This window comes from Actinomyces sp. Z5, from assembly GCF_003287795.1.
GTDB lineage: Bacteria > Actinomycetota > Actinomycetes > Actinomycetales > Actinomycetaceae > Actinomyces > Actinomyces glycerinitolerans.
Window position 1 is genome coordinate 30,463 of sequence record NZ_QMIN01000055.1, and the last position, 15,182, is coordinate 45,644.

General features: G+C 68.7%; 13 protein-coding genes. 2 read left to right on the forward strand and 11 right to left on the reverse strand.

From position 1 onward, the window contains the following. The 9 genes from DRB06_RS07475 to DRB06_RS07510 form a co-directional block, all read right to left on the reverse strand. On the reverse strand, window positions 1–1,673 hold a 1,673-nt coding region (locus DRB06_RS07475), incomplete at its 3' end, for an ABC transporter substrate-binding protein (protein ID WP_111819599.1). 307 nt (window positions 1,674–1,980) lie between these two features. Next, complete coding sequence (gene purQ, locus DRB06_RS07480; protein ID WP_108968936.1) at window positions 1,981–2,676, reverse strand: phosphoribosylformylglycinamidine synthase subunit PurQ; 696 nt, start codon at window positions 2,674–2,676, stop codon at window positions 1,981–1,983. After that, window positions 2,677–2,964, reverse strand: coding sequence for a phosphoribosylformylglycinamidine synthase subunit PurS (purS, locus tag DRB06_RS07485; protein WP_111819559.1), 288 nt, complete (start codon window positions 2,962–2,964; stop codon window positions 2,677–2,679). A 126-nt stretch (window positions 2,965–3,090) separates the two neighbouring features. Then, window positions 3,091–3,957 (reverse strand): PsbA protein, encoded by an 867-nt coding sequence (locus DRB06_RS16605; protein WP_258522191.1) that lies wholly within the window; start codon window positions 3,955–3,957, stop codon window positions 3,091–3,093. After that, entirely contained in the window at window positions 3,954–4,559 is a 606-nt protein-coding gene (locus DRB06_RS07495) for a hypothetical protein (RefSeq protein WP_111819560.1), read from the reverse strand. The genes DRB06_RS16605 and DRB06_RS07495 overlap by 4 nt, the downstream gene beginning before the upstream one ends. Next, a complete protein-coding gene (locus DRB06_RS07500) occupies window positions 4,556–5,509 on the reverse strand; it encodes a phosphoribosylaminoimidazolesuccinocarboxamide synthase (RefSeq protein ID WP_111819561.1) in 954 nt (317 codons plus the stop codon). The genes DRB06_RS07495 and DRB06_RS07500 overlap by 4 nt, the downstream gene beginning before the upstream one ends. Before the next feature lie 577 nt (window positions 5,510–6,086). Then, entirely contained in the window at window positions 6,087–7,340 is a 1,254-nt protein-coding gene (purD, locus tag DRB06_RS07505; RefSeq protein ID WP_111819562.1) for a phosphoribosylamine--glycine ligase, read from the reverse strand. A gap of 48 nt (window positions 7,341–7,388) precedes the next feature. Further along, window positions 7,389–8,801, reverse strand: coding sequence for a hypothetical protein (locus DRB06_RS15830; RefSeq protein WP_146750832.1), 1,413 nt, complete (start codon window positions 8,799–8,801; stop codon window positions 7,389–7,391). Between the two features lie 125 nt (window positions 8,802–8,926). Further along, a complete protein-coding gene (locus tag DRB06_RS07510; protein ID WP_111819563.1) occupies window positions 8,927–9,805 on the reverse strand; it encodes an IS5 family transposase in 879 nt (292 codons plus the stop codon). A gap of 316 nt (window positions 9,806–10,121) precedes the next feature. Between DRB06_RS07510 and DRB06_RS07515 the strand changes: the two genes are divergently transcribed. Then, window positions 10,122–11,684 (forward strand): hypothetical protein, encoded by a 1,563-nt coding sequence (locus DRB06_RS07515; protein ID WP_111819564.1) that lies wholly within the window; start codon window positions 10,122–10,124, stop codon window positions 11,682–11,684. An 88-nt stretch (window positions 11,685–11,772) separates the two neighbouring features. After that, window positions 11,773–13,257, forward strand: a complete 1,485-nt coding sequence (locus DRB06_RS07520; RefSeq protein ID WP_111819565.1) for a hypothetical protein — start codon at window positions 11,773–11,775, stop codon at window positions 13,255–13,257. Here DRB06_RS07520 and DRB06_RS07525 read toward each other — a convergent pair. Together DRB06_RS07525 and DRB06_RS07530 are read right to left on the reverse strand one after the other, a co-directional pair. Further along, the gene (locus DRB06_RS07525) at window positions 13,254–13,841 is read right to left on the reverse strand and encodes an isochorismatase family protein (RefSeq protein ID WP_111819566.1); all 588 of its coding nucleotides are present in this window, start codon (window positions 13,839–13,841) and stop codon (window positions 13,254–13,256) included. The two genes, DRB06_RS07520 and DRB06_RS07525, sit on opposite strands and share 4 nt — an antisense overlap. A gap of 122 nt (window positions 13,842–13,963) precedes the next feature. Then, window positions 13,964–14,899: an endonuclease domain-containing protein gene (locus tag DRB06_RS07530; protein ID WP_258522192.1), complete on the reverse strand. Its 936-nt coding sequence runs from the start codon at window positions 14,897–14,899 to the stop codon at window positions 13,964–13,966. Between the last annotated feature and the right edge of the window lie 283 nt (window positions 14,900–15,182).

Below are 15,182 nucleotides of genomic sequence, written 5' to 3' on the forward strand. Positions count from 1 at the left end.
AGGATGATGCCGGTAGACCAGCTGCCCCAGGAGGCGGGCAGCGCGTACAGATCGTCCTCGGTGGGCCAGCCCGTGTAGCGCGAGGTGTTGAACTCGGTGAGCATGGAGTTGACGTAGATCGGGATGTAGGGCAGGTCCTCGGCGATCTGCTCCTGGACGATCGCGTACTGCGCCTTCTTCTCCTCGGGGTCGTTGGTCTGCCCGGCGGCACGGATGGCCGCGTCAACCTTCTCGTTCACGTAGCGGCTGTAGTTACCGCCGGTGGCGGAGTCCCCCACCTGCTCGGTGTTGTCGGAGTGCAGCATGCGGTTGTAGGTGAAGTAGGGGTCGGTGGAGGCGCCCAGGTTGAGCGAGTCCAGGGAGAGCTGGAAGTCGCCCGTGACCTCCTTCTGGTTCCACTCGTTCCAGGACACCTGGGAGGTGCTCAGCTCGATGCCGACCTCGGCGAGCTGCTGCACCAGGGTGTCGTTGATGGAGATGAAGTCCGACCAGCCGGTCACGGTCTGGATGTTCAGTGCCAGGCGCTCGCCGTCCTTGACGCGGACCCCGTCGGACCCCTCGGTCCAGCCGGCGTCTTCGAGGATCTGCTTGGCCTTGTCGACGTCGGGGCTCTGCGGCACGACCAGGTTGTCCTGGTCGGCGATCCAGTCGTCGTCGCGCCCGGGAACCAGGTAGGACGGGGAGGCCTCGCCGGCGAGCCCGCCGCCGGCCAGCTGGTTGAGTTGGCTGCGGTCCATCGCGTAGTAGATCGCCTGCCGCACCGCCTTGTCGGTCTGTGGGCCGGTGGAGCCGAGGTCGGGGTTGCAGGAGGCGTAGATGCAGCTGGTCAGCGTCGGGGTGTTGACGTAGGTGAGGTCGGGATTGGAGGCAATGATGTCGTCGATGCTCGGCAGGAACGCGCTCATCCAGTCGACCTCGCCGGCGACCAGCGAGGCGGAGGCCGAGTCGGCGTTCTCCAAGGAGATGTAGCGAATCTCTTCGACCTTCGGCTTGCCGTTCCAGTAGTTCTCGTTGGCGACCAGGGAGTAGGACTGAGAGGAGACGCTGTCCAGCACGAAGGGGCCCGTGCCGACGGGCTCCTCGTTGGTGTAGGTGTCGGGTTCGGCGACGTCCTTCCACAGGTGCTCGGGGAGGATCGCCTGGTTGCCCAGGGTGTCCGCCTCCGAGGTGAAGGACGTCTGCTGGAAGGTGAGCACGACGGTGGTGTCATCGGGGGCCTCGGCCGTCGCCGCCAGCCCGGAGGTGTTCAATGCCGGCGTCTTCTGGATGAGGTTGAAGGTGAAGGCCACGTCATTGGCGGTGAAGGGTTCGCCGTCGGACCAGGTGACGCCCTCGCGGGTCTTGACCGTTAGGACCGTGCCGTCGTCGTTCCAGCTGTACTCCGTGCCCAGCATCGGTTGGGGGTCCTCGCCGGTGACGAGGTTGTAGAAGAACAGGGGCTCGTAGATCACGCCGCGGGTGGGCTGGAGCGCCGTGGGGCTCTGGGGGTTGAAGTTGGCGGTGACGGTACCTGTGGCGCCGTTGAAGATGGTCAGGGTGCCGCCGGAGCCGCCCGCCCCTCCGCCGGAGGAGCCTGAGCCGCCTCCGCAGGCGGCGAGGGTGCCGACGGCGGCGACCGCCGCCGTCGAGGCCAGGAAGGAGCGGCGGGTGATGGGGATGTTGCGCAGCTGCATTGCGTGCCTACTTTCCGTATTCGCCATCGTTGGCGAGGACCTCTCGACGCGGCCGGGGAAGGGTGTCGCCGCTGGATCGGTCGCGGTCTCTACCGACCACCGCAACTTAACTCACTTACTTAACTAAGTGCAATGGGACGATCGTCCCTACTTTTGCCCACAATTGCGGCGCGCCCGCATGACGGTCCCGAACGCTGCTGGTACGCCACGTTGCCGTCGGTGGTATGGCCGAAGGCGACGTACGGAGTAGGCCGCCGGGCGGTGCAGTTGACGCGCAACCGGCGTGACGCCGGCCAGCGACTCGAACTCAGGCGCCGACCAGCGCGCTGATGGCGGACTGGAACAGGCGCAGGCCGTCTACGCCCTGGCGGGCGCCGGCCGGAGAGTCCGGGCCGAAGCCGGGCTCGACGGCGTGCTCGGGGTGCGGCATGAGTCCGACGACGTTGCCGCGCTGGTTGCGCACGCCGGCGATGTCGCGCGCGGAGCCGTTGGGGTTGTCCAGGTAGCGGAAGACGACGAGTCCCTCGCCCTCGAGGCGGTCCAGTTCATCGGGGGAGGCGATGAAGTTGCCCTCGCCGTTCTTCAGCGGGACGACGATCTCCTCCCCCTCATCGAACAGGTTGGTCCAGGCGGTGGTGGTGGATTCCACGCGCAGGCGCTGCTCGCGGCAGATGAACTTCTGGTGGTCGTTGCGGATCAGCGCGCCGGGCAGCAGGTGGGCCTCGGTGAGGATCTGGAAGCCGTTGCAGATGCCGAGCACCGGCATGCCCCGCCCAGCGGCCGCGATGACCTCGTCCATGACCGGGGCGAAGCGGGCGATGGCGCCGCAGCGCAGGTAGTCGCCGTAGGAGAAGCCGCCCGGGACCACCACGGCGTCCACGCCGTGGATGTCGGCATCCTTGTGCCACAGGGAGACGGACTCGGCGCCGGCGAGCCGGACCGCGCGGGCGGCGTCGACGTCGTCGAGCGTGCCGGGGAAGGTGATGACGCCGATGCGGGTCACTCAGGCCTCCTCGGGGTTCGACGCGGCGTCCGCGCCGTCGGCCGGGTCGGCGGTGACGGAGACGACGTCCTCGATGATCGGGTTGGACAGAAGCTTCTCGGCGGCCTCGGCGGCGGCGGCCAGGTGGGCGTCGGTGACGGGGCCGTCAACCGTGAGCTCGAAGCGGCGGCCCTGGCGCACGCCGGTGAACTGGTCGAATCCTAGGCGGGGTAGGTTGCCCATGACGGCCTTGCCCTGCGGGTCAAGGATCTCGGGCTTGGGCATGACCTCGACGACGATGCGTCCCATCGGTCCTCCTGGATGCGGTCGGGCGGGAGCGGGTCCGGGCCCAGCCTACCGGCCCGGGCCTGCATGAATCGCATGGCCCGCCATATCAACCGACCTCGGCACGTAACAACGACCGACCTCGGCGAGCTAGATCGTGCCGAGCCAGTCGCCGGCCAGGCGGACGGCGAGGATGCCACCGATGGCAAGAGCCAGCGTGCCCAACAGCCATTCGCTGCCCAGCACCAGCGCGAGGATCGCGCACACCACCGCGGCGGCGAGCATGAAGCCGCCGACCGCGCCGGCCACACCCGCCGGGGCGTGCACGGACTGGTCCATGGTGGAGGTGCCCATGACCGGTTTAGGTCCGGAGTCGATCCTCACACCGGAGCCGCCGACACCGACATTGCGCTGCCCCGGTGGCAGTGCGGGCCCGCCGAGGCCCGCGCCGGCCAGCAGGTGGTGGGGGTCGGCGGCGTCGACGACGCCCGCGGTCAGGCCCGCCGCCGCGTCGACGACGGTGGGCTCCCACCGCTCGGCCTCATGGCGCACGGCCGTGCCGCCGGCCCAGGCCAGGTAGCCGGCGGCGGAGACCAGCCCGGCCCCGCCGAGCACAACCACCAGCCAGGGCGGCAGCCACGGGTGGCCGGCCTCCGCGTTGGCGGCCAGGTGCATGGCCGACCAGGTGGCCAGCGCCAGCCCGACCATGGCGAACACGATGCCGGCCAGGCGCTGGCGGCGCACCGCCTGCGGCCAGGGGGTGCGACCGGGCGTGGCGGCGGAAGCGGGCCCGCGCCCCACGCCCCAGTCGGTGCCGGTGTCGTTGCGGCGGCGCTGTGCGCCTCCGGGAGAGGCGGGAGCGCCCCAGTCAACGTCGGGCTCGGTATCCGTGTCCGGCGCTGCATAGGCGCGGGCCCGGGTGCCGCCCTGGGCGGCGTAGGCCCTGGCGCGCTCCCCCATGCCCCAGTCGACGGGACCGCGCTCATCCTCCCGACGACGGTCGCGTGGCGGCGTCACACGATCACCTGCCCGAGGATCGAGGCAAGTCCGAGGGCGAGCAGCAGGAAGCCGAGCGTTCCGGCGAGCAGTTGCAGGACCCGGATCAGCGTCTCGCCGATGGTGGTTCCGGCCAGCAACTCGTCGGCCTTCCGCCCCGCGGCGGTGGTGGCGAGCGCGGTGGTCAGCGGCCCGCTCACGACGTCGAGCGTGGTCAGCTCCCGTCGCCCACCGGAGTCGGGAATGATCAGGTCGGTGCCGGGCACCGTCAGCGGGGCCGGTTCTTCCGGGTACCCCGTCGCGGCGGCTTGCTGCGTCCCGCGCCGCCGCCGCGCCATCCGCGCCCGGTTGCGCTCCAGCCGCAGCCGGGGTGCGTTGACGACGACGCTTCGCGCCGGCACGCGCAGCAGCAACAGCAGCCCGACTCCCACTATCACCAGCGCCACGCCGCCGAGGATGGCGGACAGACCGGGCGCACCGAAGGCGCTGGCGGCGGCGGCAACGAGCGCCAACAGCAGCACCGTGCCGACGGCAACCAGCGCGATTACGAAGCCGGGCCCCGGCTGGAAGCTGCGGGTCGTGCGCACGGCCGTGGGGTCGGGAGTCGCCTGGGGAGCGCTCATGCCAGCTCCAGGGGGCTGCCGGTGAGGCGCTCGTAGGCCTCCAGGTACCGCTGCCGGGTGCGCTGCACGACGTCGTCGGGCAGGGCGGGCGGGGCGGTATTGGAGCCGCGGTCCCAGCCGGATGCGGGCGAGGTGAGCCAGTCACGCACGTACTGCTTGTCGAAGGAGGGGGTGGGGCGGCCGGGCGTCCAGGCGTCGGCGGGCCAGAAGCGGGAGGAGTCGGGCGTGAGGACCTCGTCGCCCAGGATCAGGGCGCCGGTGGCGGGGTCCTGGCCGAATTCGAACTTGGTGTCGGCCAGGATGATGCCGCGGGCGCGGGCGATCTCGGCGGCGCGGGTGTACAGGGCGAGGGTGGTCTCGCGCAGTGCCTCGGCCGCCTCGCGGCCGACCGTCTCCACCACCCGCTCGAAGGAGACGTTCTCGTCGTGCTCGCCGAGTTCGGCCTTGGCGGCTGGCGTGAAGATCGGCTCTGGCAGGCGCGACGCCTCGGTCAGGCCCGCGGGCAGGGGCAGGCCGCATACGGTGCCGCCGGCGCGGTACTCGACCAGGCCGGAGCCGGTGAGGTAGCCGCGGGCGACGCATTCGACCGGGTACATCTTCAGGCGCCGGCAAATCATGGCGCGACCGGCGACCGCGGCCGGCACGTCCAGGCTGACCACGTGGCCGGGGACGATGTCGGCGAGCTGTTCGAACCACCACACGGACAGGGCGGTGAGTACCTTGCCCTTGTCCGGCACCGGGGTAGACAGGATGTGGTCGTAGGCGCTGATGCGGTCGGAGGCGACCAGCAACAGCACGTCCTGCCCGGACCAGGGGCCGACCTCGGCGGGGGCGTAGACGTCGCGCACCTTGCCGGAGGAGACGTGCTTCCAGCCGGGCAGGTCGGGGGCCGGCGGGGGCCCGCCCGCAGCGGACGTGGAGGGGGCGTCAGGGGTGCTGAGCTCGCTCATGCCCCCATCCTGCCACCGCGGGCGGTGACGGGCGAGGCGCGGAGCGCAAGCCATCACCTGTGACCGTGTCACGCACGCGCACTAGGTACATACGCGTGCATTGTCGCCAGACACACGAGATTCGGAGTTATACACGCGCTAAACACCGGCAAAGCTCCAAGACTCGTGTGCGTAAGGGGAACTCATGCGTTCGGCGGATCTGGACGACACGCTACGAGACCAGCCCCTCCTGCCGCGCAACGTCGGCGGATGACGGTCCTGGCTGCGCCGCACCTGGCACAGAATGCACCACTTTCGCCGGTCAGCGCCGCCCAGGCTTCACAGGAACCGCGCAATTCCGCGACCATAGTCAGTCACGGGCATCAGCCAGACGGGTAAAGTGGTGCAATCCATGACACCCGCACGCCGCGGGTGCCCCTCCCTCGGGTGCGTCATCCGGCCCCGCTGCACACGCGACACCGCCACTGCGCACATGATGCCGCGGAGTGCACACACGCTCCCCCCGCGCAGGTCCGACACGCAGACGCGCCGCTGACCGCCGCAGCGACTGGACGTGCAGGCGGAAGAACCGATCGGCTCAGCGGCCGGCGGCGATGTCGGTGCGGTACTGGGCGCCGTCGAGGTGGATCTTGCCGATGGCCTCGTAGGCGCGGGCGCGGGCGTCGGCGACCGTCTCCCCCAGGGCGACCACGGACAGCACCCGCCCGCCGGAGGCGATCAGGTTGCCGTCGTCGTCGCGGGCGGTGCCGGCGTGCAGGACGTGGACGCCCTCGAGGGCCTCGGCGTCGGGGATGCCGGTGATCAGGCCGCCGGTGGTGACGGTGCCGGGGTAGCCGGGGGCGGCCAGGACGACGTCGACTGCGGCCTGCTCCGACCAGCGCGGGGCGGGGACCTCGGCCAGGCGGCCGGTGGCGGCGGCCAGCAGCAGTTCGGCCAGCGGGGAGTCGAGGCGGGCCAGGACGGCCTGGGTCTCGGGGTCGCCGAAGCGGACGTTGAACTCGACCACGCGCAGGCCCTTATCGGTCAGGGCCAGGCCGCAGTAGAGCAGGCCGATGAAGACGGTGCCGCGGCGGGCCATCTCGTCCACCACCGGCTGGGCGACCTCGCGCACCACCTGCTCGGTCAGGTCATCGGGGGCCCAGGTCAGCGGCGTGTAGGCGCCCATGCCGCCGGTGTTGGGGCCGACGTCGCCGTCGCCGAGCCGCTTGAAGTCCTGGGCGGGGGCGAGTGGGCGTACGGTGGCGCCGTCGCAGATGCAGAACAGGGAGACCTCGGGACCGTTGAGGTAGTCCTCGACGACGACGGCCCCGCCCTCCTTGGCCAGACAGGCGCGCCCGTGGGCGAGGGCGACCTCGAGATCGGAGGTGACCACCACGCCCTTGCCGGCGGCCAGGCCGTCATCCTTGACGACGTAGGGCGCATCGTAGTTGCGCAGGGCGGTTTCCAGTTCGGACTCGGTGGTGCAGGTGACGGAGTCGGCGGTGGGCACGCCGGCCGACGCCATGACACGCTTGGCGAAGGACTTCGATCCCTCCAGCTGGGCGGCCTCGGCGCCGGGCCCGAAGACGGGGATGCCGGCCTCGCGGACGGCGTCGGCGACCCCGGAGACCAGTGGCGCCTCCGGGCCGACGACGACCAGGTCGGCGACCATCTGGGTGGCCAGGTCCACCACCTCCTCCGGGGAGGTGGGGTCGATCTTGATGTTGGTGGCGATGTCGGCCGTACCGGGGTTGCCGGGGGCGACGACGAGTTCGGTGGTGGCGGGGTCGGAAGCGAGGGCGCGGGCCAGGGCGTGCTCGCGCGCGCCGGACCCCAGCAGCAAGATCTTCACGCCCCCAGACTAGCCGTCCTGCGCCCGTTCGTCGCGCCGCCCCCGTGTTCAGCTCTGATCAGGCTCACCCCGACAGCGCATCTTCAGTGGCAAGCGGATCGGCCCCACGTAGAATTCAGCAATTATCTCCGCCGCCGAGCGCACACTTGGAGGCGACGGAGTGGAAGGGCCGGGCGTCTCGCCCGTCGATGCGTCAGACCCAGACTCCGACTTTTCGGTAATGACACCAACCTCTTTGAGAATCTCCTTCAAAGACCGACATTCATCACATGTCTTCTCATCCCCCTTTTCCTCACTCTTCTGCTGCGAACACTCACGCTTTATAGCGTCGTCAACCATAATACCCCATTCATCATCCTCCGTTCGCAGCTTGGCGCTTCTCGCACCTTTTAGCGCCTTGTAGCACGCACGGCCGAGCAGTCCTTCAATCGGCATTTTCCGCCAAACAACACAAGTCCGAGACAAACAGAGAGTCAAAACGAAAGCGATATGCAATACCGACGCAACGGCCAATAAGACCACCGCACACCATTGCGGCACAACATCACCCCGACCAGATTCGACCACAAGCAACACACACCCCACGGCGACAATACAACACGCGAGACCCATTAACCCCGATACAACGCCATATACCCACTTACGAACCCAGCGACAGTATCCCGCGAATACGGTAACCCCGAAGGAACATAGCAGCGATAATACTCCCCATAAAATGAGCTTCACCACCCAAGGCGCAAATGCAACAAGCGCGACCAGCAGCAAAAGGACGCAAACAAGGGTGCAAACACGCTTACACAGCCGACCAGACTGCTCCTTCGAACCGGACAACCGATCCTTGCTACACCGCATCTGGTCGGGAAATAACCACGTAAGTCGAACCACTTGAGTTATACTATTTAGTCGACCTACAATCGTCGCCGCATTGCTGTATTGCATCAACCCGAGCAAACCCGCAGTGATCGCATGCATAAACAACACCAATACAAACAGCAACACGACCGACGTAGCCCTAAGAATCAGTGCTTGCAGGCCAACTATGCACACAATCAGCGCCGACGCGAACACCAGGAGCATGCCACTCGTTTCAGCAACAGAATCTCTCTTGTATGCAACACGAACGAATTCAAGCCAGCGATCTGTCTTTTTGTCAATATTATCCGGCGAATAGAACTGTAAGACACCAACCGCCAATGCAGCGACACCAACCTCTGCGGCAACAGCCGCTAAAGTAAGTTCAACTCCGGAATCCCTGATAGGCGCAATCAGCATGTCCGAAAATGCTGCACCGACATCAATACGCCCCTCATCCCGGGCGCCACCAACAAAAGGATAGGTTAGCACTGCCAGCGCGGAGCACAACAGCAGTACGAATAACAACATCAAAATCAATGAGCTGACTGTCCTGCCCCATATGCCGTACCGCTGCTCCGCAGGTGCCTCAACCACCTGCTCAATCACTTTCCCATCTGCCATAAGCTCTATCAAACACTTCAGGCGGCCTCACGTCAAGGCAATCTAGCCGCAACGCTTTTCTGCCCCTCCCCGAGCCGCGCGCCATACAGGCAAACACGAACTAGGGCGTGTTATGTAAGTCGTTTTAGCCAGTGGTCGATGCTGGCGATGTGGATGGTGGCTTGGTAGCGGACGGCGAGCTTGTCGTACCTGGTGGCGAAACCGCGATGCTGTTTGAGGCAGCCGAAGCAGCGTTCCACGGCGTTGCGGTCCTTGTAGGCGATCGGGTCGAAGGCGGGAGGCCGTCCACCCAGCCGGCCGCGGGCTTTGCGGTGTGCGGCCTGATCGGCCTTGATGGGAATGGTGGCCCTGATGTGGTGGGCGCGCAGCCAGTCCCGGTTCGCGCGTGAGGAGTATGCCTTGTCCGCCAGTACCACCTGCGGCCGGGTGCGGGGCCGCCCACCGGCAGGACGCTGGACATGGATCTCTTCCAGGACGGGGATCATCAGCGGCGCATCGGCCGCCTGCCCGGCGGTCAGGAGGCGCGCCAGCATCCCGCAGGCGGCGTCGGCGGCGGCATGAACCTTGGTCGACCACCCGCCCCGGGAAGTACCCAGGGCGTGGTCCTCGGGCTCCCCGTCCACCAGTTGGGGGCTGTCCTTGCGGGCTCCGGCGGCATGCACATGCGCCCGGCAAGTGGTGGAGTCAACTGACACCCGCCAATCGACCCTGCCGGCGGCGTCGGCCCTGGCGACCAGTGCGGCCTCAATACGCTCCCACACACCAGCCAGCTGCCAGGCCCGGTACAGGGCGTAGGCCCTCCACCACGGCCCATACCGGGCCGGTACGTCACGCCAGGGCGCACTGACCCGGGTTCTCCACCGTACGGCGTTGATCATGTCCCGCAGCGGATACACGCGCGGCCTGCCACGAGCAGGCGGGGCGGGCAGCAGGGGCGCAAGCAGCTCCCACTGAGCATCGGTCAGGTCATGGCGGGCACAGGCGTCCATACTCAACGGCCGAGGCCTTTGGCAGTGTCGCGGTTTGTTCTCACACCACCCGTGATACCCCGAAGGCCTCACCCTGTTCCGCACACCACGCCGACCACCCCACCCACTTACGCAACACGACCTAGCGCCACCTCGCTTACAGTACCCTTATTGTTTACGGGGAACTTATAGGAGCTGTTTTGCTATGCGAGTTCTGCGTACGTACCTATCCTTGTCAGGCGACTCGCCCGTGGGCACCGCTGCCCATGGCGGCGCGGGTTCACGCGTGTAGCCTGAAGTGTGCGCGGTTCTCGGCCGCGGCGCAGGAAGGACCCCCATGAGCGACGGCGGATACGGCATCAGCTCCGCGAACGCCCCCACTGCGAGCGCTTCCCCCGCGCCCTCCACCCAACCACCGGACCTCGGCGACGTCGGCTCCTGGACCAGTTCCGCCGGCCACGACTGGCTGATACTCGCCGATCCCGACCCCGAGCAGCTGCTGCTGGCCGCCTACTTCGACTACGGCCTGGTGGACGAGCCGCCCGCCCGCCTGGATGCTGCCGCTCGCCTGTGCGGCGCGCTGCGCGCCGAGTTGCAGCGCCCAATCGAGGTCGGCGTCGGCGAGGTCTCGGTGCCCGAGGTCGCCGTCGAGCTGGAGCCGTCCATGCTGGGACTGCGCATCCGCGGCCGCCGCGCCGCCGTGCTCGGAGCCTGGACGCATCTGGGAGAGCTCTTCGCTCGCCCGGACCTGCCCGCCAATGTGCCGCTGCTCCCCCGTCAGGTCAACGCCTGGGACCGGGATCTGGCCACCCATGCGGGCGTCTCCGCCATGAACCTGGCAGACATGCCCATCCACGGCCCCGACGGCGAGGCGGGCCGACTGCTGTCCTGCGAGCTGCTCGCCCACCTGGATCCCCGCCGCGGCGCAGTCCGGCACGTGTTCATCACCAACGATCCCACCCTGGTCGGCGTCGGTTGGACGGCCGACCCGCCCGCCGCGGCACCGCCGACCCGCCCGCCCGTCTACCTCGACCGGCGTCCGGCCCTGGTGCTGTGCCCTCCCGACGACGGCGTGGTGCTCTCCGCCACCGCCACCCCGGGCGCGGACGCCTATGTGGCCGGGTTCGTCATGCAGGCCCTGATCGCCGACCTGCTGGACCGGATGGATATGCAGGCCCGCCTCGGCTACGAGTTCATCACCCTGCGGGACGCCTTCTACTGCTGCTTCGCGCTCAACACCAACGACGGCCGCCTGGGCGGCCGGGAGGTGATGGCCGTGCACGACGCCGTCGTCACCCACCCCCAGCCCGTGCCCGACACGCTCATCGAGCGGGCGCTGAACGCATACGGCCCCTCCGCGACGGTCGACGACGCGCTGCGGCTACGCACCAGCGGTCGGGCCGGCAACGTGCAGCCGACCGCCGACGGCGTGCGGCGGGCCCTGGCGGAGATCCGCGCCTCGGTGCACCTGCCGCTGCGCGATGAGACCGAGCCGCTGGCGGAGCAGGCCGGCTACCTGCTCTGGAAGCACATCGATGAGCCCGGAGGAGACGTCATCCTCCTCCATGACGGGCCGCAACACCGGCGCAACGCCGACCATCCCGATGCCATCAAGCTGACCGCCCACCAGATTCAGGCGCACCAGTTCAACTGGGTGTATCGGGGGCTGCCTCGACGCTGGCATCCCGACCACTCCGCCGGCTTCCGCTGGGTGGACTCCACCCGGCTGGTGATGGCCTGCTACGACCCCTCCGACCAGTACCTGGAGCTGATCGACGACCGGCTGCGCACCGTCAGCCTGTACTGGGACGAGGTCGTCACCCACCCCCAGTTGCGCACCGAACTGGAACGCCGCGGCATCTGGCGCCTGCCGCGCGGTACCTTCGGACTTATCCAATGACCGCGCCCGTCCGCCGGCCGGGAAGGCCGGCCTCGCCAGGCCCGGCCGCGGTCCACACCCAAGCACGCAGTCAAGCAGGTGAGCCGAGATGAACGACGCCGTCGAACCCGAGCACGAGTGGGCGACCTTCGCCGGGCACGACTGGATGGTGCGCACCGCGGGCCTGGAGCCCGGGCAGGCGCTGCTGGGGTTGAGTCTGGACTACGGCGCCGTCGACGAGCCGCCCGCCGCGCTCGACACCCTGGCACGCCTGTGCGGGGCGCTGCGCGCCGAGTTGCAGCGGCCGGTGGAGGTCGGCGTCGGCGACGTGGTCGTCCCCGAGGCGGAGGCGAGCTTCACCGCCGTCAGCCTCACCATCGCCGTCTGGGGACGGCGCGAGGCCGTGCTGCGCGCCTGGGAGCATCTGGGCGACCTGTTTGCCGAGCCGGGCCTGCTGGCCACCGACGCGACACCGATTAGCCGACCCGGGGTCGTCTGGGACCGGGACCTGGCCACCTACGTCGGCACCAACACCCAGACCCTCGGAAACCTGCGCGTGCACGCGCCCGACGGCGAGGCCGCCTGGCAGGCCGTACGCGCCCTACTTGCGCGCCTGGATCCGCGCCGCGGCGAGGTCCGGCACGTGTTCGACACCAACGATCCCTACCTGGTCGGCGTCGGCTGGACCGCGCAGCCCGCCTACGGCGCGGCCCCGGCGCGTCCGCCCGTGTACCTCGACCGCCGCCCCGCCCTGCTGCCCTGTAATGACGACCGGCGCATCCTGCTGAGCGCGACGGGGAACCCGGGCGCGAACACGCTGGTAGCCATGCGCGCTCTGGCCCACCAGTCGATCCGCGTCCTGCGCGACTTCAACGTCTACGACAACCTCGGATTGAACGTGGTGGAGCTGCGCGACGCGGCTTACTGCTGCATCCACCTGGAGGAGCGCGAGCCAACCCCCATGCTGCTGCGCCGCATCGTCGAGCAGCTGATCCACAACCCGTTGCCCATCCCGGACGCCGTCGTCGATGCCGCGCTGGAGGAGTTCGGGGCGGAGGAAGTGGCGGCTCTCGACCGCCATCTGCACCTGACCGGCCGCAGTGCCGAACTGCATCCGACCTCCGCCGGGGTGCGCCGCGCCTACGACCAACTGCGCGCCGGCGTGCACGTGCCCCTGAACGACTCCACCCGCGCACTGGCCGAGCGCCACGGCTACATCGTCTGGGACGTGCCCGAAGAGCCCGCCCGCATGGAGGTCGCGCTCCCCTACGACCCCGACCGCGGCATCGACATCGCCCACCCCGAGAGCCTGCGCGTCAGCGAGCACACGCTGGCCGCCCTGTGGCAGGAGCGTCGTCGCGACGACGACGGCGCCTGGCGCCTGACCGGGCACACCTCCGTGCGCTGGGCCGACATGTCCCGCCTGCAGCTGACCAGCTACGACGCCGACAGTCAGGTGCTGATGCTCGTCGACGACCGCATGCGGCACGTATTTCTGCCTTGGGACGAGGTCGCCGCCCGGCCGGCGCTGCGGGCCGAGATCGAGCGCTTCGGCATCTGGCGGGCACCGCAAGCCCGGCTGGGAGATTCCTAGCCGGCGGCCCGGGCGGAGGGCACGAGCTCCACGCCGGCCTCGGCCATGGCGGCGCGGGCCGCCTCACCCTGCTCGGGACTGACGGGCGCGGTCAGGTCGGTCAGGACGCGGACCCGGTAACCGCCGCGCACGCCGTCGAGCGCCGTGTCCTTCACGCAGTGAGACTCGGCCAGGCCGACCACGTCCAGGGCCTCGATGCCACGGGCGCGCAGGATCGCGTCCAGGCCGGCGCCGGTCTCGTCCACACCCTCGAAGCCGGAGTACGCCGCGGCGTACTGGCCCTTCTTCACGCTCACGTCCGGGGCCAGTTCCGCCAGCGCGGGGTGCAGTTCGGCCTCGGCGGTGCCGGCGACGCCGTGCGGCGGCCAGGTGTCCACGAAGTCGGGGGTCTCGGAGAAGTGCTCGCCGGGATCGATGTGCCAGTCCTGGGTGGTGACCACCAGGGCATAGTCACCGCGGTGGGCGGCGGCATAGGCGGCCACTCGCTCGGCGACCGCGTTACCGCCGGACACCGGCAGGGCGCCGCCCTCGCAGAAGGTCGGCTGGACGTCGACGATGATCAGAGCGCGGTTGGCAGCAGTCATGTGGCCACGCTAGCCGCCCAGGTGTCTTGACACAAGGCGGAGCGGCCCGGGTGTCAAAATCGATGACAAACGGCTCGCGTGGCCGCGGGCACCGGCTCGGCACCCGCATGATTTCGCCATTTTCAAGAGCGTCGCGGACGTCGGCTTCCCCGTTTGTCATCATTTTTGACAGCCATAGGACCGTCAGCCGTGTGCGGGCGGCCGAGTAGATCGTCGCGTGCGGCCAGCAGACTCCGAACCTCCGCGCCTACCTTCCCAAGGTGGACGTCCTTGCGGGTAAACCGAGCAACCCGATACCCCTGTCGGACCAGTTCCCGATCGCGGGCGCGATCCTTAGCGAACTGAAAGTCGTCCTCGTGGTAGGTGTAACCGTCCAGTTCCATAACCAGGCGGCCGTCAACCAGCAGGTCTACCTCGCCCACGTGCGGAATAACCACACCGTCCTCGAAGGGAATCCCAGCGTCGTACAACTGCAAACGGGCCAGAGTCTCTAGCGGGGAGCGCGCCCGCGGGCTGGCCAGCGCCAGCCGCCGAAGCGCCTGCCGGGATCCCGGCCCTCGCAGCAGCGCCGCGATGGTCTCGATGTTGGTATGTCCCTGGTGAAGGGCGGCGTCGCAGGCCATTAGTGGTGCTTCGCGGCTGGGATCGCAGCGCAGGTAGCGCGCCAGCATGAGCGGCACTGGCGCAACCGGGAACCGAGTCGGAGGAGGCGGCTGAAGGGAGCCCTCAGCGTGCAGCACCTCGCCCTTGAGCGAAGGCATCGTCCTGCCGCGAGGAACCGCCAAATGCACCGGCACCCACAGCCGCGGGCATGGGTACCCATAATGCTTGGCGGCGTGCATACAGGTGATCACCCCGCCATGGATGCGAGCAAGGACCAAGTCCCAGCCCACGCCAGGCAAACTCACCACCCCATGGGGATGCGCAATCAGTTCGCGAGCCTCGACCAGCCTCTCGATGTGACGACGCTCCGTCCGATCCGGATGCAAGTCCCGTATCCGAACGGCGCCATGGCAAGCCCGTACCCGCACCAGAATGTCATCCTCATCCTGTTTCATGTCCCGAGGGTGCGCCGGTGGGCGATGCCGCGCCACCCGACCGAACGAGCTCTGTGGATTCACCCTGCACGAACCGAGCCTGTGGGCGCCGGTGACATTGGCTGGCGCGAATGGTGCTCCAAAACGGCATAAACGCCCTGCGGGCGCACACCGGCCGGGTGCGGAACGTTGAAATGACGCCGATCGTGGTTCGCCGTCGGCGGGCGGGAGGGGCGTTCGTGCCGATTCTGGACAATTCGCCCGCTGAATGCGGCGGGGTCCCCGGTCAGAAGACCGGGGACCC

What these genes read in the sequence shown, in the direction of transcription:
- purS (WP_111819559.1), bottom strand. Translation starts at nt 2,964, where the DNA reads ATGGGACGCATCGTCGTCGAGGTCATGCCCAAGCCCGAGATCCTTGAC.
- DRB06_RS07525 (WP_111819566.1), bottom strand. Translation starts at nt 13,841, where the DNA reads ATGACTGCTGCCAACCGCGCTCTGATCATCGTCGACGTCCAGCCGACC.
- DRB06_RS07520 (WP_111819565.1), top strand. Translation starts at nt 11,773, where the DNA reads ATGAACGACGCCGTCGAACCCGAGCACGAGTGGGCGACCTTCGCCGGG.
- DRB06_RS07530 (WP_258522192.1), bottom strand. Translation starts at nt 14,899, where the DNA reads ATGAAACAGGATGAGGATGACATTCTGGTGCGGGTACGGGCTTGCCAT.
- DRB06_RS07500 (WP_111819561.1), bottom strand. Translation starts at nt 5,509, where the DNA reads ATGAGCGAGCTCAGCACCCCTGACGCCCCCTCCACGTCCGCTGCGGGC.
- DRB06_RS07495 (WP_111819560.1), bottom strand. Translation starts at nt 4,559, where the DNA reads ATGAGCGCTCCCCAGGCGACTCCCGACCCCACGGCCGTGCGCACGACC.
- DRB06_RS07515 (WP_111819564.1), top strand. Translation starts at nt 10,122, where the DNA reads ATGAGCGACGGCGGATACGGCATCAGCTCCGCGAACGCCCCCACTGCG.
- DRB06_RS07510 (WP_111819563.1), bottom strand. Translation starts at nt 9,805, where the DNA reads ATGGACGCCTGTGCCCGCCATGACCTGACCGATGCTCAGTGGGAGCTG.